Source organism: Ensifer sp. 22521 (genome assembly GCF_052044795.1).
Taxonomy (GTDB): domain Bacteria; phylum Pseudomonadota; class Alphaproteobacteria; order Rhizobiales; family Rhizobiaceae; genus Ensifer.
In genome coordinates, this window is record NZ_JBQENM010000008.1 from 17,481 (window position 1) to 36,461 (window position 18,981).

Annotated in this window: 18 protein-coding genes; 5 read left to right on the forward strand and 13 right to left on the reverse strand. The window is 61.0% G+C overall.

The window, feature by feature from the left end; translation table 11 throughout:
• Positions 1-6: 6 nt before the first annotated feature.
• Positions 7-1,281, forward strand: a complete 1,275-nt coding sequence (locus tag ACTJKE_RS13320; RefSeq protein ID WP_058328627.1) for an NAD(P)/FAD-dependent oxidoreductase — start codon at positions 7-9, stop codon at positions 1,279-1,281.
• A 336-nt stretch (positions 1,282-1,617) separates the two neighbouring features.
• Here ACTJKE_RS13320 and ACTJKE_RS13325 read toward each other — a convergent pair whose 3' ends face one another.
• The 6 genes from ACTJKE_RS13325 to argE form a co-directional block, all read right to left on the reverse strand.
• Positions 1,618-3,072 carry an NAD-dependent succinate-semialdehyde dehydrogenase gene (locus tag ACTJKE_RS13325; protein WP_058328628.1) on the reverse strand — a complete coding sequence of 485 codons (1,455 nt, stop codon included), beginning with the start codon at positions 3,070-3,072 and terminating at the stop codon, positions 1,618-1,620.
• Between the two features lie 19 nt (positions 3,073-3,091).
• The gene (locus ACTJKE_RS13330; RefSeq protein ID WP_058328629.1) at positions 3,092-4,135 is read right to left on the reverse strand and encodes a tartrate dehydrogenase; all 1,044 of its coding nucleotides are present in this window, start codon (positions 4,133-4,135) and stop codon (positions 3,092-3,094) included.
• 9 nt (positions 4,136-4,144) lie between these two features.
• Entirely contained in the window at positions 4,145-5,608 is a 1,464-nt protein-coding gene (locus ACTJKE_RS13335; RefSeq protein WP_440691918.1) for an aldehyde dehydrogenase family protein, read from the reverse strand.
• A 349-nt stretch (positions 5,609-5,957) separates the two neighbouring features.
• Positions 5,958-6,311 (reverse strand): cupin domain-containing protein, encoded by a 354-nt coding sequence (locus ACTJKE_RS13340; protein ID WP_058328631.1) that lies wholly within the window; start codon positions 6,309-6,311, stop codon positions 5,958-5,960.
• A gap of 26 nt (positions 6,312-6,337) precedes the next feature.
• Positions 6,338-7,261 (reverse strand): 2-hydroxyacid dehydrogenase, encoded by a 924-nt coding sequence (locus tag ACTJKE_RS13345; RefSeq protein ID WP_058328632.1) that lies wholly within the window; start codon positions 7,259-7,261, stop codon positions 6,338-6,340.
• Between the two features lie 22 nt (positions 7,262-7,283).
• Positions 7,284-8,408, reverse strand: coding sequence for an acetylornithine deacetylase (gene argE / locus ACTJKE_RS13350; protein ID WP_058328633.1), 1,125 nt, complete (start codon positions 8,406-8,408; stop codon positions 7,284-7,286).
• Between the two features lie 244 nt (positions 8,409-8,652).
• Between argE and ACTJKE_RS13355 the strand changes: the two genes are divergently transcribed.
• Positions 8,653-9,546 (forward strand): GNAT family N-acetyltransferase, encoded by an 894-nt coding sequence (locus tag ACTJKE_RS13355; RefSeq protein WP_058328662.1) that lies wholly within the window; start codon positions 8,653-8,655, stop codon positions 9,544-9,546.
• Between the two features lie 165 nt (positions 9,547-9,711).
• Positions 9,712-10,389 (forward strand): dioxygenase family protein, encoded by a 678-nt coding sequence (locus tag ACTJKE_RS13360; RefSeq protein ID WP_440691919.1) that lies wholly within the window; start codon positions 9,712-9,714, stop codon positions 10,387-10,389.
• An 83-nt stretch (positions 10,390-10,472) separates the two neighbouring features.
• On the opposite strand, the gene ACTJKE_RS13365 is transcribed toward ACTJKE_RS13360, so the two are convergent.
• The 5 genes from ACTJKE_RS13365 to ACTJKE_RS13385 all read right to left on the reverse strand — a co-directional run bounded on the left by ACTJKE_RS13365 (position 10,473) and on the right by ACTJKE_RS13385 (position 14,883).
• Complete coding sequence (locus ACTJKE_RS13365; RefSeq protein ID WP_058328635.1) at positions 10,473-10,883, reverse strand: hypothetical protein; 411 nt, start codon at positions 10,881-10,883, stop codon at positions 10,473-10,475.
• 222 nt (positions 10,884-11,105) lie between these two features.
• Entirely contained in the window at positions 11,106-12,191 is a 1,086-nt protein-coding gene (locus ACTJKE_RS13370; protein ID WP_058328636.1) for a YihY/virulence factor BrkB family protein, read from the reverse strand.
• 93 nt (positions 12,192-12,284) lie between these two features.
• Positions 12,285-12,617: a hypothetical protein gene (locus tag ACTJKE_RS13375; protein ID WP_156436957.1), complete on the reverse strand. Its 333-nt coding sequence runs from the start codon at positions 12,615-12,617 to the stop codon at positions 12,285-12,287.
• 192 nt (positions 12,618-12,809) lie between these two features.
• Positions 12,810-13,589, reverse strand: a complete 780-nt coding sequence (locus ACTJKE_RS13380) for a hypothetical protein (protein WP_058328638.1) — start codon at positions 13,587-13,589, stop codon at positions 12,810-12,812.
• On the reverse strand, positions 13,576-14,883 hold the full coding sequence (locus tag ACTJKE_RS13385; protein WP_058328639.1) for a hypothetical protein: 1,308 nt from the start codon (positions 14,881-14,883) through the stop codon (positions 13,576-13,578). Before ACTJKE_RS13385 ends, ACTJKE_RS13380 begins: the two co-directional genes overlap by 14 nt.
• An 875-nt stretch (positions 14,884-15,758) precedes the next feature.
• Here ACTJKE_RS13385 and ACTJKE_RS13390 point away from each other — a divergent pair.
• Complete coding sequence (locus tag ACTJKE_RS13390) at positions 15,759-16,325, forward strand: c-type cytochrome (protein ID WP_082663644.1); 567 nt, start codon at positions 15,759-15,761, stop codon at positions 16,323-16,325.
• Positions 16,277-16,492 carry a c-type cytochrome gene (locus tag ACTJKE_RS13395; protein WP_082663645.1) on the forward strand — a complete coding sequence of 72 codons (216 nt, stop codon included), beginning with the start codon at positions 16,277-16,279 and terminating at the stop codon, positions 16,490-16,492. Before ACTJKE_RS13390 ends, ACTJKE_RS13395 begins: the two co-directional genes overlap by 49 nt.
• A gap of 111 nt (positions 16,493-16,603) precedes the next feature.
• On the opposite strand, the gene ACTJKE_RS13400 is transcribed toward ACTJKE_RS13395, so the two are convergent.
• Both ACTJKE_RS13400 and ACTJKE_RS13405 read right to left on the reverse strand, forming a co-directional pair.
• Positions 16,604-16,840, reverse strand: coding sequence for a hypothetical protein (locus ACTJKE_RS13400; protein WP_058328642.1), 237 nt, complete (start codon positions 16,838-16,840; stop codon positions 16,604-16,606).
• Positions 16,841-16,888: 48 nt separating this feature from the next.
• Complete coding sequence (locus ACTJKE_RS13405) at positions 16,889-18,172, reverse strand: GGDEF domain-containing protein (protein WP_156436958.1); 1,284 nt, start codon at positions 18,170-18,172, stop codon at positions 16,889-16,891.
• Positions 18,173-18,981 lie beyond the last annotated feature (809 nt).

Here is an 18,981-nt window from a genome sequence, read left to right on the forward strand (position 1 = left end):
TGCGCCATGAAGTTCCTGTCCTACTGGCATGATACGACCCCGGCCTTTGCCGGAGCTGCGCAAGGCCCGGTCGATGGCCATTACGACGTCGCCGTGATAGGCGGCGGCTTCACCGGCCTCAGTGCGGCCCGGCAGCTCGCCAGGGCCGGGGCGAAGGTCGTCGTGCTGGAGGCCGAGAAGGTCGGCTGGGGCGCCTCCGGCCGCAATGGCGGACACTTGAACAACGGGCTCGCCCATAGCTATCTCGCCGCCAAGGCGGAACTCGGCAGGGAGCGGGCGATTGCGCTCTACAAGGCGTTCGACGATTCAGTCGACGCGATCGAGGCACTGATCACCGAAGAAGGTATCGACTGCAACTTCCGCCGCGCCGGCAAAGTGAAGCTTGCCTCGAAGCCCCAGCATTTCGAGGCGATCGCCCGCAACTTCGAGGCGGTCAACGCTGAGGTCGATCCCGATACGGCGCTTCTCAGCGCCGAGGATCTGAAGCAGGAGGTCGGCTCGCCCTTCTTCGGGGCAATGCTCTCGAAGAAGAGCGCGATGATGCATATGGGGCGGTATGTCGTCGGCCTCGCCGAAGCGGCCACGCGCCATGGCGCCGTGGTTTTCGAGAGCACGGCGGTCACCGAGCATCGGCAGACGGGCGGCCGGCATACATTGAAGACCTCCCTCGGCAGCGTCACCGCGGATGCGGTTCTTGTCGCCACTGGCGCCTACACGCCTTCGATCTTCGGTTACTTCCGCCGCCGCATCATCGCCGTCGGCAGCTTCATCATCGCCACCCGATCGCTGACAGTGGCGGAAATCGCGGCGACAATGCCGGGCAACCGCACCTGCGTCACGTCGATGAACATCGGCAATTATTTCAGACTCTCGCCCGACAACCGGCTGATTTTCGGCGGCCGCGCACGTTTCTCGGCAACCTCCGATCAGAATTCGGACGCCAAGAGCGGCGCGATCCTCAAAGCAAGCCTTGCCGAGATCTTCCCGCAGCTTGCCAATGTCGAGATCGACTATTGCTGGGGCGGTCTTGTCGACATGACCAAGGACCGATTCCCCCGCGCCGGCTATCAAGACGGCGTTTGGTACGCCATGGGCTATTCCGGCCACGGGGCGCAGCTTTCGACGCATCTCGGCATGATTATGGCGGACGCGATTCTCGACCGGCCGGATCGCAACCCGCTGAAGGGGCTCGAATGGCCGGCCGTGCCGGGACATTTCGGCAAGCCCTGGTTCCTGCCGCTCGTCGGCATGTACTACAAGATGCTGGACAGGATCCAGTAGACAACGCGGTGGTAGGAAGAAGGGCGCGGATCGGACAGATCCGCGCCCTTCTTTGTTTGGATGATCTAGCCTGGCGCGTCGCGTCAACCGCGCAGCGGTTTTGCGAAAGAGCTGAAGCGCCTCTCGCGCTTGAGAGCGGGATGAAGAAACACGGGCGGCTTCCCGCGCGCATCCCGCTCTACACCTGGAACCGATCACGTTTTAGGTTTCGGTTCGATTCGACCCAAAGTCGTCGTGACCAACCTACAGCGCGTCGCGTTCAATCGAATCACGCGATGCGCTGCAGATCCCTTGTTTATGTTCCAAAAGCCGCGGCACACTTTTGGGCAACATGCATTAATCCAGTCCGCCGATGTGGAAGCTCTTCATCTCGAGATATTCCTCGATGCCGACCTGGGCGCCCTCGCGGCCCAGGCCGGATTGCTTGACGCCGCCGAAGGGGGCGACTTCGGTGGAGATGGCGCCGGTGTTGAGACCGACCATGCCGAATTCGAGCGCTTCCGCCACGCGCCACGAGCGTTTCAGGCTCTCAGTGTAGAAATAGGCAGCCAAGCCGAAGGGCGTGCCGTTGGCGATGGCGATTGCCTCCTGCTCCGTCTCGAAGCGAAAGAGCGGTGCGACGGGACCGAAGGTCTCTTCGCTGGCAAGCAGCATCTCGGTGGTGGCGCCCGTGAGCACGATCGGGGCCTTATATTGCCTCCCCTCCGGCAGCGACCTGCCGCGCGCCACAAGCTTCGCGCCCTTGGCAAGCGCGTCCTCGACATGGCGGTCGATCTTGTCGATCGCCGCGTCATTGATCATCGGTCCGATCGCGATGCCGGGTTCCGTACCGGGGCCGACCTTCATTGCGTTAACGCGTGCGCCGAGCTTATCTGCAAAGGCGTCATAGACGCCGGACTGCACCAGGATGCGGTTCGCACAGACGCAGGTCTGGCCGCCATTGCGGAACTTGGACGCGATCGCGCCCTCGACCGCCAAATCAAGATCGGCGTCGTCGAAGACGATGAAGGGGGCATTGCCGCCGAGTTCGAGTGAGAGGCGCTTGACGCTGTCGGCCGCGCCCCTCATCAACAGAGAGCCGACGCGTGTCGAGCCCGTAAAGGAGATCTTGCGCACGGTTTCGTTCGCCATGAACTCGTTGCCGATTGCGGTCGGCATGCCGGTGACGATGTTGATCACGCCTGCGGGAATGCCGGCGCGCTCTGCCAGAACTCCGAGGGCGAGCGCTGAAAAGGGCGTGAACTCCGAGGGCTTGATCACCACCGTGCAGCCGGCCGCCAAGGCAGGTGCCACTTTGCGGGTAATCATTGCGTTCGGGAAGTTCCACGGCGTCACGATTGCGCAGACGCCGACCGCCTCTTTCAGAACGACGATGCGCCGATCGGCCGTCGGAGAGGGAATGGTGTGGCCGCCGATGCGCCGAGCCTCCTCGGCGAACCATTTGACGAACGAAGCGCCGTATCGGATCTCGACGCGCGCCTCGTCGAGCGGCTTGCCCTGTTCCATCGTCAAGAGCAGAGCCAAGTCCTCGAGGTTTTCGATTACCAGCGCATACCAGCGCTCAAGTAATGCGGCCCGTTCGGCATGCGTCTTCTTCTTCCACGATCCGAAGGCGGCATTGGCGGCTTCGATGGCGGCGCGCGTTTCCTCTTCGCCCATGTCCGGAATGGTGCCGAGGCGCGTCCGGCTAGCGGGGTCGAAAACGTCGACGGTCTTGCCCGAGGCTGCGGCCAGCCAGGCTCCGTCGATGAGGCCCTCTTGCCGGAAAAGTTCTCTATCGTTCAACTTCATGATTTCTCTCCTCTAAAGATCAGTTGAGCTCGGCAAGCACCGCTGCCTTAATCGTTTCGGTTTTGTCTTTGCCCGGCACGGTGCCGATCCCGCGGGCGGTCGTTTCTTCGAGCGCGGTCATGACAATGCGCGCGGCTTCACTTTCTCCGAGGTGGTCCAGCATCATCGCGCCGGACCATATGGCGGCGACGGGGTTGGCGATCCCGAGATGGGCGATGTCGGGTGCGGAGCCGTGTACCGGCTCGAACATCGACGGGGCGCTTCGATCGGGGTTGATGTTGGCGGAAGCCGCAAAGCCGAGCCCGCCCTGAATGGCGGCACCGAGATCAGTCAGGATGTCGCCGAAGAGGTTCGAGGCGACCACGACGTCGAGGCTCTCGGGCGCCATCACCATGCGGGCGGCCATGGCATCGATGTGGTAGCTCGTCACCTCGACATCGGCGTATTCCGCAGCGAGCTCTCGCGTAATCTCGTCCCAGAACACCATGGAGTGTCTCTGGGCGTTGGATTTGGTCACCGAAGCGAGTTTACCGCGGCGTTGGCGGGCCTGCTCAAAGCCGAAGCGCAGGATCCGTTCGACGCCCGTGCGCGTGAAAATCGAGGTCTCGACCGCGACCTCATCGCCCGTTCCCTGATGCACGCGGCCGCCGGCGCCGGAATATTCGCCTTCGGTATTCTCGCGGATGCAGAGGATGTCAAAATTTTCCGCCTTCAACGGACCTTGGACACCCGGCAAAAGCCGGTGCGGGCGGATATTGGCATATTGCACGAAAGCCTTGCGGATCGGCAGCAGCAAGCCGTGCAGTGAGACGGAATCTGGCACTTCCGCGGGCCACCCGACGGCGCCGAGCAGGATTGCATCGAAGCGGCGCAAGATGTCGATGCCGTCCGTCGGCATCATCGCGCCCGTTTCCTTGTAAAAGGCGCAGGACCAGGGAAAGGGCGTGCCGGTCAGCGAGAAGCCGGAATGCCTGGCGACAGTCGAAAGGACCTGCCAGGCGGCATCCGTTACGTCCTGGCCAATGCCGTCGCCGGGAATGAGTGCGATCGAATAGGATTTCATGGAGGGCTCCTACAGACAGATGAGAACGCTCTTGCTCTTGCGGTTGGCCTGGTACGCCTCGCGTCCGAGGTCCTTGCCGACGCCAGAGTGCTTGTAGCCGCCGGTCGGCAGGATGTGGTCGCGCGAGCGGCTATAGCGGTTGACCCAAATCGTGCCGGCCTGCAGCAGTCGCGTCAGCCGTAGCGCGCGAGACAGGTCGCGGGTGAAGAGGCCAGCGGCCAGGCCGTAGGTCGGGTGGTCGGCGAGAGCCAGTGCCTCCTCTTCGTCGGCGAAGGTCTGCATGGTCAGGACCGGACCGAAGATTTCTTCGGTAATCGCTGGCGAGGAACTGTCGCGCACGGCCATCAACGTTGGCTGATAGAAATAGCCCGGCGCATCCATTGGGGCGCCCCCGAACAGGCATTCGCCGCCCGCTCCAACCGCAGCCTCGACGATGCCGTGGATGCGGTTCAACTGGCGCTTCGAGATGATCGGCGAGTACTCGCTCGCCTCATCCCAGGTCGGACCCGGCTTCGCAGCCTTCATGCGCGTGACGATCGCCTCGGCCAGCGGCGCAGCAACGCTTTCCTCCACGATCAGGCGGGAGCCGGCGATGCAGGCTTGGCCAGCGTTAGACATCATGCTCTGGGCGATCGCTGCCGCCGCCTTGGTGAGATCGGCATCGGCGAAGACGAGTTGCGGGCTCTTCCCGCCGAGTTCAAGCGTCATGGGCTTGACCCCGGTGCGGGCGATATTGGCCATGATGGCCGAACCGGCGCCGGTCGAGCCGGTGAAGCTTACCTTGGCGATGTCTGAATGGCCGGTGAGGGCAGTGCCGGTCACCGGACCGTCGCCCAGCACGATATTAATGAGGCCGGCCGGCAGGCCAGCGCGGATTGCAAGCTCGGCAAGGTAGACGGTCGAAAACGGCGTCATTTCGGAGGGCTTCAAGACGACGGCGTTGCCGGCGGCAAGCGCAGGGCCGAGCTTCCAGGCGGCCATCGAAACGGGGAAATTCCACGGTGTGATGGCGCCGACGACGCCATAGGGCTCGGTCATGATCAGGCCGAGATTGTTGTCGTCAGTCGGCACGAGGTCGCTGCCTTCCTTGTCGGCGAATTCCGCAAAAAAGCGGATCTGCTCGGCGCTGACGGCGATATCGCCGGCGATGAGGTGTCCGACCGGGCGGGTCGAGGAAAGCGCCTCGAGCTTGGCGAGGGTTTCCGCCTCCCTTTCGATCAGGTCGGCCCAGCGCTGCAGCACGACTGTGCGCTCGCGCGGACGCACGCCGCCCCAGTTGCTCGTCTTCAGCGCATTCTTGGCGGTTTCGACGGCGCGGTCGACGAGACTTTCGTCTGCAAGAGGGCAGCCGGCATAGGCCTTGCCGTCGGAGGGACGATGCATGTCGATAACGCCCTCGGCAGGGATCAGCCGGTCGCCGATGAAGTGCCCGACGGGCAGGGGAAGAGTGTCGGGGTCAAAGCTGAGAGTCATAGCGGGTCCTCGGATAAGCTCATGCGAGGCTACCGGAAGAACCCGAGCAGCATGCATCGAGTGGCGATGCGGCGACGGTGGAAAATTACGTTTTCGGTGACGGAACAGCGAAATCTTCGGAGGCTGAGATGGGCCGGTCGGTGACGTATCGGCGATGCGCGGGCAATCCGACAGGGGCACCAGAAAGCGATTGACAGGCTGGAGAAGAGACGACACGCCTGAAAACCGCGAGCGTGCCGTGGTGGGCGAGGATGCCAGTTGCCAGCAAGTTTTCGCCGAAACCAGTTCGAGCGCGATCCGTGGCCGATAGGCCTGTATCAAGGGCCTCGATCGGACCGCGCGGCGGGCACTACATGACCGTCACGTAGATCTTGCGTACGGTCTCGATCGTCTTCCAGACACCGACAAACCCCGGCTTCATGACAAAGCTGTCACCGGCTTTGTAGACGACCGGCCCGCCACCTTCCGGCGTGAGTTCGACGACACCGGAGAGGATATGGCAGAATTCGAATGTCTCGCCCTTAATCGAGCGCGTCTCTCCGGGGGTTGCCTCCCAGACGCCTGTATGGATCATCTCGCCCCGTGCGACGTCTTGAGCCCAGGTCCTAAAGGAGGGACTGCCGGAGATCAGGCGTTCCGGAAGGGGACCGGACTCGCGCGGCGGGAAAGAGGGATTGGTGTCGATGTTCTTCAAGAGGGACATGATTTTCCTTTCCTAGGATTGAGAGCTTAATAGCCGCGGCCGCGATCGATGAGGCCGCTGGGATCAAGTCCGGCCCGATGACGCTTGATGTTCTCGATCACGGCCTCGGCGGCTGTTTCGGGTTGGGTGACGCTTGCTATGTGCGGCGTCAGCAGGATTTTCGGGTGACTCCAGAAGGGATGACCCGTTAGCAGCGGTTCGGGATCGGTGACGTCGATGACAGCACCAGAGAGATGGCCGCTATCGAGCGCCCCGATCAACGCTTCATGATCGAGCTGCGGCCCGCGGCCGACATGAACAAGTGCCGCGCCGGCCGGGAGCTTGGCGAAGAGGGCGGCATTGAGAAAGCCGCGCGTCTCGTCGGTTAAAGGCAGTAGACAGATGAGGATGTCGGTATAGCCCAACAGACTGTCGAGACCGTCAGTACCGTGCAGGCATCTGACACCCTCGAGTTGGCGCGCGCTGCGGCTCCAGCCGGATAGCGGAAAGCCGAAGGGCTTCAATCGTTCGAGCACCGCGGTGCCGAGCATGCCGAGGCCGAGCACGCCGATGCGGCGTTCCGAAGCCTGGACCGGTGAAATGGCCCGCCAATGTTCGCTGCGCTGCTGGGCCAGATAGGCCGGCAGGTTGCGATGGAGCGCGAGCACGGCAAGTGTCACATATTCCTGCATCATCCGGACGATGCCGTCCTCGATCATGCGCACGACCTTCACATGCGGCGGCACGGCCTCGATGCGGAACTGGTCGACGCCGGCGCCGATCGAGAAAAGGATTTCAAGGTTGCGATAGCGCGAGAGATCTTCGGGAACCGTCCAGGTGATCAGGTAGCGCACCGCATCCGGATCGACCGCCGCCGCATCCGTGGCGAAGGGAACGTCCGCAAGCTCACGCGAAAAAGCTTTGGCGAAAATCGCACCGCGTTTTGCGTCGGAATTGAAGAGGAACGTCATCGCGCATCTCCTTCTTGATGCCTCAGGCGCGGCAACATTCGCCGAGCCGCTCGATCATCGCCTGGCAGGCCAAGAGCTCATCGACGAGGATGAATTCGTCGGGCTTGTGGGCGCGGCCGATGTCGCCGGGACCGCAAATGATCGCGTCGATGCCAGCTCGTTGGAAAAGTCCCGCCTCGGTGCCGTAGCTCACGGCCGGGAGAGACTCGAGACCGGTCAGTTCTTCCAGCAGCCGCGCAAGCGGCGCATCGGGGCCGAGCGAAAGTGCCGGATAGGCGCTGAGCTCTTGCCATTCGACGGCGAAGCCACGTTCCCTCAGCTTTTCTGCGGTCCGTCGCACGGGGCTCAGCAGTTCCGCCGGATCGACGCCGGAAATCGCCCGTGCCTCGAATTCGGCCTCGCAGGTGTCTGGGACGATGTTGACCGCCTGGCCGCCCTTCACCGTGCCGATCTGCAGAGAGGAGTACGGCGGCTCGAAAACATGCTCGAAAGGACCACGGGCCAGTCGGTCGGCTTCGGCGACCGCCCGTGCGAAGACGCTCGCAATGGCATGGATGGCATTCAGTCCCATGTCGGGCCTAGAAGAATGGCCCGAACGACCCTTGACCGTGAGTCTGGCGGCGGCCTTGCCCTTGTGGGCACGGATCGCGCGCAAGCTGCTCGGCTCGCCAATGATCGCGCCGAGCGGCGTTGCGCAGAGTTCCGGCAGGCGCGCGATCATATGCGGTGCACCACGGCAACCTGCCTCCTCGTCATAGGAGAAGGCGAAGTGGATGGGCCGGCGCAAGTGCATCTCGGCGAGCTTTGGCGCGACGGCGAGGGCGGCGGCCAAGAAACCCTTCATGTCGGTGGCGCCCCGCCCGTAGAGTCGGCCCGCCTCTTGACGCAGATGGAAGGGATCGCCGGTCCAGCCGCTTTCGGCCGCCGGAACGACGTCCATGTGACCCGAAAGAAGATAGCCCGGCACCTCTTTCGGACCGATCGTGGCGAACAGGTTAGACCGATCGCCCTCCGGGCCGGGAAGCAGGGTGACGGCGATGCCGTGGCTTTGCAGATAGCCGCGGATCCAGGCAACGATGTCAGTATTGGGGGTACTGACGACGGAGGGGAAGCCGACGAGCTTTTCGAGGATATCCACTGCCTGCATACTTGTCCTCACAGCATCCCGGTTCGCTGGGGTCGGCGCCGTCGATCATGACCCGTACTTTAGAAGCCTATCCAGGCTTTACATGCCGAAAGCGCGTCGGATTTGGAGGATTGTTGTGCGACAGGTGGCCTCTCAAGTGAATTGTATCGAGCGCACCGTTCTAGTCTAAGGGATAAAAGTTTTCGCCGCGGGCCAGTTGGAAATCGGGCGAGAGCAAGACGACGGCAGGGACGGGAGGCAAGGAGTGGACGCACCGACATCTGAATCCAAGGTCATCGACAGTTTCGAAATGCGCATAGCCGGCATCGAGAGCGCCGATCTCGGGCAACTGCACGCCCTGTCGGTTTCCGTCGGTTGGCCGCTTCGCGCCGAGGACTTGCAATTCCTGCGCGAGGTCGGCCGCGGCTATGTGGCGCTTGATGAAATCGGCAGGCTTACAGGTTCGGCCATGTGGTTTCCGCACGGTGATGATTTCGCGACCATAGGCATGGTGATTACGTCGCCGCGGCTGCAGACAAACGGCGCTGGGCGTTGGCTCATGGACCACGTGCTTTCGGATTGCCAGGGACGCGATCTGAGGCTCAATGCGACGAGGGCCTCCCGCCGCCTCTACCATTCGCTCGGTTTTGAGCCTATACGGACCATATACCAATGCCAGGGCATTGCCCGCCGGCCGACCGACTCTGTTACGCCAACGGAGCAGCCGGTAGTCCGGCGACTAGAAGGGGAGGACCTCGCCGCGGTCGTTGAGCTGGATGCAGGGGCATTCGGTGTTTCGAGGGCGACGCTGATCGGCAAGCTCTTTGCACAATCCATAGGCTACGGCTTGGTTCGCGGCGGTCGGCTGTGCGCTTTCGCACTTTGCCGTCCTTTCGGCAGGGGGCATGTCATTGGCCCGGTCGTGGCAGAAACTGATGCGGACGCCGTCGCAGTGATCCGGCAACATGTCTCCACCCACGAGGGTCATTTTTTGCGGCTCGACACACCAGTCGAGACCGGCACTTTCGCAACATCCCTCTCGCAATCCGGCCTGACCGTCTTCGACACAGTGCTCGCAATGTCCCGGCGGGGCCAATGCGCAGCGGTCGTAGTACCTGGACCGAACCTATACGGGCTGGCAAGCCACGCGCTGGGCTGACTTGCGGCGCGTCTTCTCCAGACGGCGCGGAAGCAGGCTCCCTCTGATTGAAGATAACGGGGTGGTATCGAACCGTATCCACGTCGACCCGGCGACAGACCTCGGCACGAAGCAACGGACATGGGGATGGTGGTTCATCGCTTGGCCCCAGGTTGCCCTCGACTGATGAAGTTGTCGGTCGCGAATTCTGGTAATATCCGCCCCACTTCTGCCCAATGGGGCCGCAACGATCTTGGCTTCCATGTTTGGAGATACAACGCCATGCCGACCCGGCGACATTTCCTTATCAGCTTCGTCGCCACGCCGATTGTGCTGCCGAGACTAGGCCATGCAGCCGGCACTCCCCTGGAGCTGCCGCTTACGGCCAGTTGCGGTGATGACTACGAGCTGACGCCGGCACAGACCGAAGGCCCGTATTTTACGCCGGAGAGCCCTGAAAAAAAGGACTTCGCGAGCGATGCACCGGGCGGTGAAAGGATGACGCTTGCTGGTTACGTACTAACCAAGGACTGCCAGCCCGTAGCAAAAGCGTTGATCGAGTTATGGCACGCCGATGAGACCGGCACCTATGACAATAGCGGATACAAGCTCCGCGGACATCAATTCACAGATGCAGAAGGCAAATGGTGGTTCGAGACGATCGTGCCAGGGACCTATCCTGGTCGCACCCGGCATTACCACGTGAAAGTCCAAAGGCCTGGCGGGAAGGTGCTGACGACGCAGCTGTATTTTGCCGATGAGCCGGACAATGAGCGTGACCGCATATTCAATGCTGACCTGGTGCTCGACATCAGAACGACGAGCGACGGAAAATTCGGCCGCTACAATTTCATAGTGGCGTAACCAGCGCTTTGCATCCAGCCCTACCGGGGGCTACGCAGTGGCAGAGCGTGTCTGGAGCGTTCGCACGTGGGACTGCAGCTCAGTTATGATCCATTGGCATGGCGTTCGAGAAATGCCATCGCTGAGGATACGAAGAGGTCGGCGCGCTCTACGTTGATTGCGAGTCCGCCTGGCAGATCGACGACCTCGAGACTTGGTAGCAGGCGCAATGCAAGGTCGCGCACCGGCTGGAAGCGACCTCCCAGCCGGCCGTTGATCAGAAACGTTGGAACGCCCGTGTCGCGAAACTGATCCCGGACGGATAGCGCCGGAAGGGAGTGCCGGAGGATGCCGATCACGGCGGGAATGTCGCGTGCGTCCGCCTCGGCGCCGAGGAGGTCGCGAATGGCCGGTCGAAGCGACGGGCCATGGCAGGGATGAAATGTCTCCCGACGCAGCGCTGCTACGCCGTCCGCTGCTAGATGGGTGCAACGTGTATCATCTTCGGCAAGCATTTCGGGGCTCGGCTTTTCAGCGAGCACACGATTGCCGTTTGTCCATATCGGGGTGGCAACGGCATGTGGATGCAGGCAACGTTTTCCGCGGGGCGACGGATGAAGCCTGGGCAAATGTGGGCCACTCGCGTCGTTTTTGCAAACCCACGGCCCGTCCACCGTCCCGAGCCTCAGGACTCGTTCCCGAAGTTCGAAGGACGGAGCCATCCGCAGCGCACGCCATCATCTTGCCGCTTTGCCGATAGTGTCGGCCATATGGGCTCCACGAAGGCCGATGGGAAGCGGCCTGCCGGTAGTCGAGTCCTTTGCGGTTTGATGCTCAAGTTCAGCATTAAGTTCTGCACCCACGATCAGCAGGATCACGGAAAACCAGAGCCATATGAGGAACCCGACAAGGCCTGCCAACGCACCGTAACTGGCAGTGTAGTCAGCGAGATTGTTGAGATACCAGGCATAGATCAGAGACATCACAATCCACGCGGACGTTGCGAAGACCGATCCCCACGTTAACCAGCGGAGTTTCGCCGGCTCGCGACTGGGGCCGACACGATACACCACCGCCGCTCCCGTCAATGCGGCGACGACCACAAGGGACCAGCCCGCCAGGAGGACCACGGTTTCGTTCGTTGGATCAAGGAACGCAACTCGAAGGAATGTGGGTAGCGCGGCGGTGATGACTATCATTATGATGAGAGCAATCATGGCGCAAAGCGTAAAGACGATGGCAATGAGGTTGAGTCTGATAAATCCTCGCTTTTCGACTTCCTGGTACGCAACATTCATTGCGTCGAACAGCGCGAGCGTACCGTTTCGTGCACTCCAAAGGGCAATGGCGAAGCCGATGAAGAAAGCAAGACTCAAGGTCGCGTCACGCATCTGCACGAGTGCGCGAACCTGGGTGGCGAGAATGTCGAAGGCCCCCGGGGGGAGGACGTAAGCGAGCGTTCTCAAGTGCTCCGCAATATCGACGGGATCGGCGAGCAGTCCGTAAAGGGCCACGATCGCACCCAATGCTGGAAACAGCGCAAGAATCAGATAAAACGTGACCCCAGCCGCGACGAACGCGACCCGGTCACCGGACACTTCGTGTACGACACGCCAAAGCACGTCATAAAGTCCCTTTGGAGGGATGTCCTCGGGAACCTCGGCGCTACGGCCGCGGCTTTGGTCTGTATCTTCACTCAAATAGAGAGGGTCGTCCTGCCTGGCGTGCAGAGTTCGCCCGCTTGACCGGTTGAGGCAAAGTGCGATCACCGCGATCGCACAAATGCTGACGGCGATTTGACGATCGGTAGACTTCAGGACCATCGAAAAGTTCCTCTCGCTTTTCCTTTCTAACCCGTGCCACGCGAAGTGGATGCGACGAAAACGTCGTGGCCAGTGCGGTCGGACCCCAAGGGCTCAGCGAGGCCGCGCGAGCGCGGTCCAGAGGTATCCCACGACGCCAGCCACAACGATTGCCGGAACGATGTGGCGTCTGATCTTGTTTTCTACCGCTTGGACGACGACGTTCGCCTCAAGCACGGCCAGCCTCGAGGTTCCGGCCGCGATGGCTGCGAGTTCCGTGCGAAGCCGGATCACGTCTGTTCGCAAAGCCTCTAGCTGCGCCTCTCGAGTAGGATGGTAGGATCGGACGTCAGCGCTGCCTGATGTCGCACGTTCACTCTCGTCACTTGGCGTGTCGGCTAACTGCGATGCTTGGCCAACACTTTCATCATGTGTCTGATCCGTCATGGCCTGGTCCTCCTCTGGTTCCATTCAACCGAGGAGGATGACCGTTGTTCCACCATCGCGCTCCTGAGCCGCACCAGGCGCGCCGAAACCTGGTGTTTTTGAGAGCCACTTTGGCCTCCAAAGATCGGACGAGAGAACCCGTCGTTGCTGGCGGAGCTTGGACGAACGCCCTCTTGGATCGCTTGCGTCGACCTAGGTCTTTTTCTTGGCGCGAGCCGCGGCCTTTGTCGTGAGCCGAAAATCGGCCATTTCCTGCGCCGTCAAATAATAGAGATGATCCGGAGGGGTTTCCAAAGCGTGGAACCAGAGGCCGGCAGAAATACCCATCGCGTCGAGATGGCGCGCGATCCGGGCAGTCGCAGACTGGGCTGCCGACATGGCTTCCTCTGGCGTCGGCCGATCATTGCTACCGCCGAAGAGCTGATGCACGCCGACGACCGCATCGGATTCCGCAAGGCGCTCGACTCCGCCTGACAGGATAATCGGGCATGAGGATGCGCACAGTGCTCTCGATGCCACTTTGGTGTTCAGCCGCTTTTCTCGGATCAGCCGGGAGATCGCCAATGCGTCGTCTACCGAGCCCCCCGGCGAGTTGAGCTCTACGGTTTTGATATATTCGCCGCGTTGTTCGACCTCACGGGCAAATCGCAAGGCTGCTCCTGGGTCGAGCGTTCCTTCAGCAAGCAAGGAGCCCCCTGGGCCCAGATCGAACGTCATGGGCTTGGCTAGATCTTCGATTGGGCTTGCCGGATTTGCCGTAGGCCTGTCCGGATCCGCCTTGGTTCCGGCAGGTGGCAAGAAAGGCAGCGGGTGGGATGGATCGAAGGTTGGCAGCTGTCTCTTCGTTGCGATTTCGCGAACATCGATAAGGAGAAAGATCGCCGTCAACGCCAATAGCAGCAGGAAGGCCCCCCGCATTAAGGCGCCATCGTCCAGGCGGCTCAGCATCCTGATCGGTTCATCGATCCTCATTCGATCGATCCTTCGGACGTGTTCGTGGATCGAGACTGGTGATGTTGTTTGGTTCCTCCGGCCCCTTCTCCGGTTCCGGCTCCGCAACGGCCTGTTCGAGGTTTACCCCGTTCTTCGTTAAGGCATGCCGCACTTCCAAAGCCTGCAAGAGTTCGGCTGCCGTGATGCGCTCCGCAAACGGCATGCTTTCCTCCTGTTTGCGGATTGCGCCATGGACGACGGCCAGAATGAAGACCAAGACGCCGGGGAGGAGATCGATGGAGATGGCGCCGGCCCAGGCGGGAATGAAGTCGGCGGCGTAACGCAACACCGCTTCTGCAGATGACAATGGCACGAACCGGTGTTCCTTAACCGGTGTGCGCGCAAGGATCTCGTCGGCAGCCTCAGAAAGCACTTTCGACTGAGCCGCCACTGAAGCGCGCACGGTTGCCATTACTCTGTCCTGACGGTCGACAAGGTCCGCATCACCTCCGTCAGCAACCGGAGCAATAAAGCCGAGAGAAAGATCGTCGGCCGCGCGACGGATCGAAGGTGCGATGGACGTCTGCCCGAGCGAGGCTATGACGCCTGTGAGCGCTACGACTTCCGAGGAGAATTGATCGGCGCGCGGCTCGATTGCACCGGGCGCCGAGACCAGGGTGCGCATGGCCTCCAGCCGCTTTTGTCCTTGATTGAACAAGGTCGTCACCTGTTCGCGTGAGGCGTTGATCCCGCTTTCGAGATCTATCATCTGTGCTGACATTTGAGACAGCAACTGCACGACGCTTCCTGAACCTGTCGTGCCGGTGAGGGCGCCCGATTGCCGTTCAGATTGAGCAAGCTGAGCAAACCGTTCGGATGCGCGCTGGATGTCGGGCAAAAGGCTTTGGGCGGCCAGCGCGTTCTGGTGGGCCTGGTCAAGGTCTGCCGTATAGTCTTCAACGGTTTCTGCAAGATGCTGCTCGAGCGCGGCAGAACCCGCGAGCGCCGCCGCATTCAGCCAGCTAGACATAGCCACGATCATGGCGGCGCCAAGCGCCATGACGCCGAGCATGGAGGCGCGGCCCGTATGGGTGGTGATATGCGGATAGAAGCGGGCCATATAGGACCAAAAGGCGTAGATTCCGACCGAGACAGAAGCCGAGTAGATGACCGCAGCAAAGAACACCGCAGTCGGCGAGCCATCTAGGATGCTGCGTACACCGAGGTATGTGTAGACGCCTGAGGCAAGGGCAAGAACCGCTACGGCAAACCGCGTCATCGTCTCGACGGCAGCAACCCCGTCGTGCAAACGTTGGGATGCGCCGGTCGCCATGGTCAGCTCTCCGCAAAAGGAATGTATTCCTTAAAAGAGTATGAAGAAACCGGCGGAATAAAGGCCGGATTCTTCGCCGTGACGTCGGGTTTGGAGCCGGGCGTTGGGCACAGCTCCTCTTGTTGATGCTCGGCCGTTCCATTGACTGGACGAACCGAAGCGCGGAGGGCGGGTAGTTGGGGAGCGGGAAAAACGCGCAAGACGTTCACAAATCGCCGGAACAATGCCGAGGAACTATCCAGCTCTCCCGCTGTTGGTGGTGCGAAAGGAGAACGCCGATGATTCCGGATGTTAGAAACTCCACATTCTATGTGTTGACGCAGGACGATCCCTCCGTTCCGACTGACGCGGTTCCGGTTGGCTTCGAAGAGGCCTATGAGGAAGCGCGGAGGCGCACGGAAGGCGGCCTGGCCGTTCATGTCCTTTACACCGAAGACGCAACTCAAATGCAGTTGACGCGGTTTGCTGAGGCCGGGATCAGAACGAGCTTGGCTCCGCAAGGTTAAGACGGAAGGTAGGTCGACGAGGAAGCAGTCTTCGAGAGGAGAGATGGCATGCGGCTGTTTCGCGATAACCGGTTAACAATCATTTGGAGCGACAGTTCTAACGATAGCGGCTGCTGCCGGATGGAACGCATATTCCGAGAAACTGGCGCAGAATTGCGGCCTGTTGAGGAACATTCCCAGTCAAGCCCGATCTAAAAGGACGTTGGCGACAGGAAAAGAATGATGGCTGGCAGCTCCGATGAAAGCGATCCCTCCATGGCGCCTCAACCGCGCACGGGATCGCCTAGCCCCAAACTTACGGAAGTCGAGTATCCGCCGAGAGCCTCGATTGTTTCCTGTGCGATTTTGACCAGCCGATAGGTCTTTGACATCACATGGCAGGATGCAGAACTATTCCGCATCGTAAAGCATGGCGTTCGTTTTACCGGCATGCCGGCCTGGCCGACTCGGGCGCGTGATGACGAGGTCTGGGCCATGGTCGCGTTTTTGCGTAACCTTCCCGCGATGGAACCGGCGGCCTACCGCATGCTCGCGTATGGCGACAATCCTTCGCTCCGGGCACAGGCAGCCGGGTTCGAAGAGGCATTGGCGGAATGCGGCCGCTGCCACGGCGTAGATGGCAAGGGCCGTAGTCCCCTGACGCCGATCCTTGCCGGACAAAGTGAGGTCTACCTCCTGGAGAGCCTGCGCGCCTATCTCGATGGCCGCCGGTCGAGCGGTGTCATGCGGCTTGCTGCGCAGACCGCGGAGCCGGAGTACCTGCCTGTGCTTGCTCGCTATTTCGCGATGCTGCCTCGCAAAGCTGCGACGGGAGTTGAAGGTGACCGAGCTCGTCGCGGCGAACTGGTTGCTCGGACCGGTCGCTCCGGCGACAAGATACCGCGTGTGTGGGTTGCCACGCTAAAGGCAATCGCAACCCGGTCTTTCCGAATTTGACGGGCCAGCCCGCGCCTTACATCGCGATACAATTGCGCCTGTTTCGGGAAAACAAGCGGGGAGGGAGCAGGTTCAGTCACCTGATGAACAGCGCCGCCAAGAACCTCTCTGAGGCAGATATCGACGATGTTGCAGCCTATTTTGCAGATGCACCGGCAGAAAATTGACCATCTTCCGGTCTTGGCGATGACGAAATAGCGGCCGCCGGCATCGCCCTTACCACCGCGACCGCATCGGGGCCACAACAAGCTCGAAGCTTCGCGCTGAATTGTTCCGCGCTACGAACATGGGCCGTGTCGGCCGATGACGAACTCTTTGCGTCGACCGCCAGGAAGCGGCATTTCGAGTTGATGCCGCTCCTCCATCTTCCTTGTCGCAAGCCGTTCTTCATTTGCAACCTGGTCGTCGATCCGCTCGCCGACCCTCATGGTACGCTTGCGCACGGTCACATGCGTCTCGGTTGGCTCAACAGCAAGAAACTTGGCGAGTATATTCGCTACCTGCCTGTAGGACATAACGCTTCCCAAGCTCCCGCGCGAGAACGGGCAAGAGCTTCCAAGCGCTCAAATTGAGTCCGCTTCGGACGGCGCGTAGAGGGCCACTTGGTTGCGTCCTCTTTTCTTTGCCTCATACAGCGCTTCGTCCGCTTGCCGCTGCAACGCCTCTGAAGAACCCGCGTCGCTGCCGTGTTCCAATACGGCCAGTCCAATGCTAACCGTGACACAGGCACCCACGTTCGATCTCGGGTTCGGCAAGGACGCAGCCTCGACGCGCCGTCTTATACGTTCGGCAACCGATACGCCGTCCTCCTCATTGGCGTCCTGCAGGAGGACGAGAAATTCTTCGCCGCCATACCGCGCGACCTGATCGCGTTCGTCCCGCATGCTGCTCTGGATGATGCCGGCGACCTTGACCAGACACCGGTCGCCTTCCGAGTGTCCGAGACTGTCATTGAGCTGCTTGAAGTGGTCGATATCGCACATGAGTATCGCAGCACCCCGAGTTTGCGCGATCCCGTTGCTCCACACACGATTGAGCGTTTCCATCATCCAGCGCCGATTTGCGATGCCGGTGAGCGGGTCAGTTCGTGCAAGCAGTTCAAGGCGTGAGTTGGCGTCCGTCAGATCGGCAAGGCGAGACCGATCGCGCAGTTCGAGGAGGAAAGACTTGTGCGCCAGGATGCCTGCGGTGCGGCGCGCAACGACGGTCGCAACCACCCCGCTTGCGAAAAAAAGAGCACCTGCCAGCGCATTCTCGGCGGCGATATCCGGGTTTTGAATCTGAAAGACCAGATAGAGACCGAGCGCGTAAGCGGCGATTGCCATCGACCACTCGAGCAGCACGGGGAATATGATGATCGCAGTCACGGCCACAAAAAGCATGATCGTCAAGTGTCGTTCATAGTACTCGCCGCCCGAGTTGACGCCGACCAGCGCGACCGAAAGTAGGATGAGGAAGACGCCAAGGTGAAGTGCTATGGCCTCCATCAACAGCCCACGCGGCTTCAGGAAAACGACCGCCGTGACGATTGCTGCAGGTGGTAGGATCGATGCCGGCAGGAGCATCCTCATAACGGCTTCAGACGGGAGCAAGGCTGTGTTGACAACCAGCGTCAGGACATCGAGGACGACCACCCAGACCATCCAGGCGCGAATGATCTTCGACGTCTGTGGCCACGACCGTATCCGGAAGAGGCGAGCAAGTTCCGCATTCAGACGGATGTCGCGCGTTCGTCCGGCAAGCAGGCGGTCGACTTCGTTGACGACCGTTGGCGGCAATCGCTGAGGGCCTGTTTGTGCTGAAACCTCGTTCGCGCGTGAAACGCCTGATACTCGATGCGTATTCATGCTCTGGCAATCTAGGGGCAGACGGGACGATGGCAAGAGTGAGCAGCCGGTCTGCGGAGAGCCTTACCGTTCTGGTTTAACGAGTTGTGTCGATGCGCTCATCCCACGACCTCGTGCCTCAGATCGGGACATGAGGGTCGGCCCGATTGCTATCGGCCTTGCGTTGATAGCGCGCTAGCAATGAACGAGCCACGCGTGCGCCGGTGTTAGGCGTTCACGAAAGTTTCCGGTCTCATGTTTCCTCCAAGCACGGAAACTGCGACTCCATTGACAAGCCAGGCGCTAAACCAGCTCTGCGCCATTCAGGGGGATTATGAGTAATCCCTTGATGCGGTTCTGGAACGCGAACAGTCGTTGTGATCGCTCATTTGCGGGAGGGCAACCTCTTCGAACTGATCGGCCGCAAGTTCGTATCCCTTCAAGGCGAGGGATAAGAGTCGACATCCCCGACTGGGCGGCATGTTGCGGGTGGTTTTCTGCCTTCCGATCGGAACATGCAGGCCGCGCCATCGTCCGACATTGCGAGTGTGGCGATCCGACCCCCGTTGACGACCTTGGTCTCGGGCGTGGCTTGTCTGGAGTTATTCACCACATTTCGTGTCCGGTCACATCGGACCGCCCAAGTTTCAAGACGTTGAACACCGCTCTAGGGCGTGCGTATGTGGAAGATTCAAGTCAGTCTCGCCGTTGTATCGTCCCATGGCACGGATGAGATGACGCGGCGCGCGAGACGGCTAGCGGGCGATCCGCGGATGCTTTTTTCGTGTTATGATGGGCTTGCAGCGCGTAATCACGACCTTCGACAATAT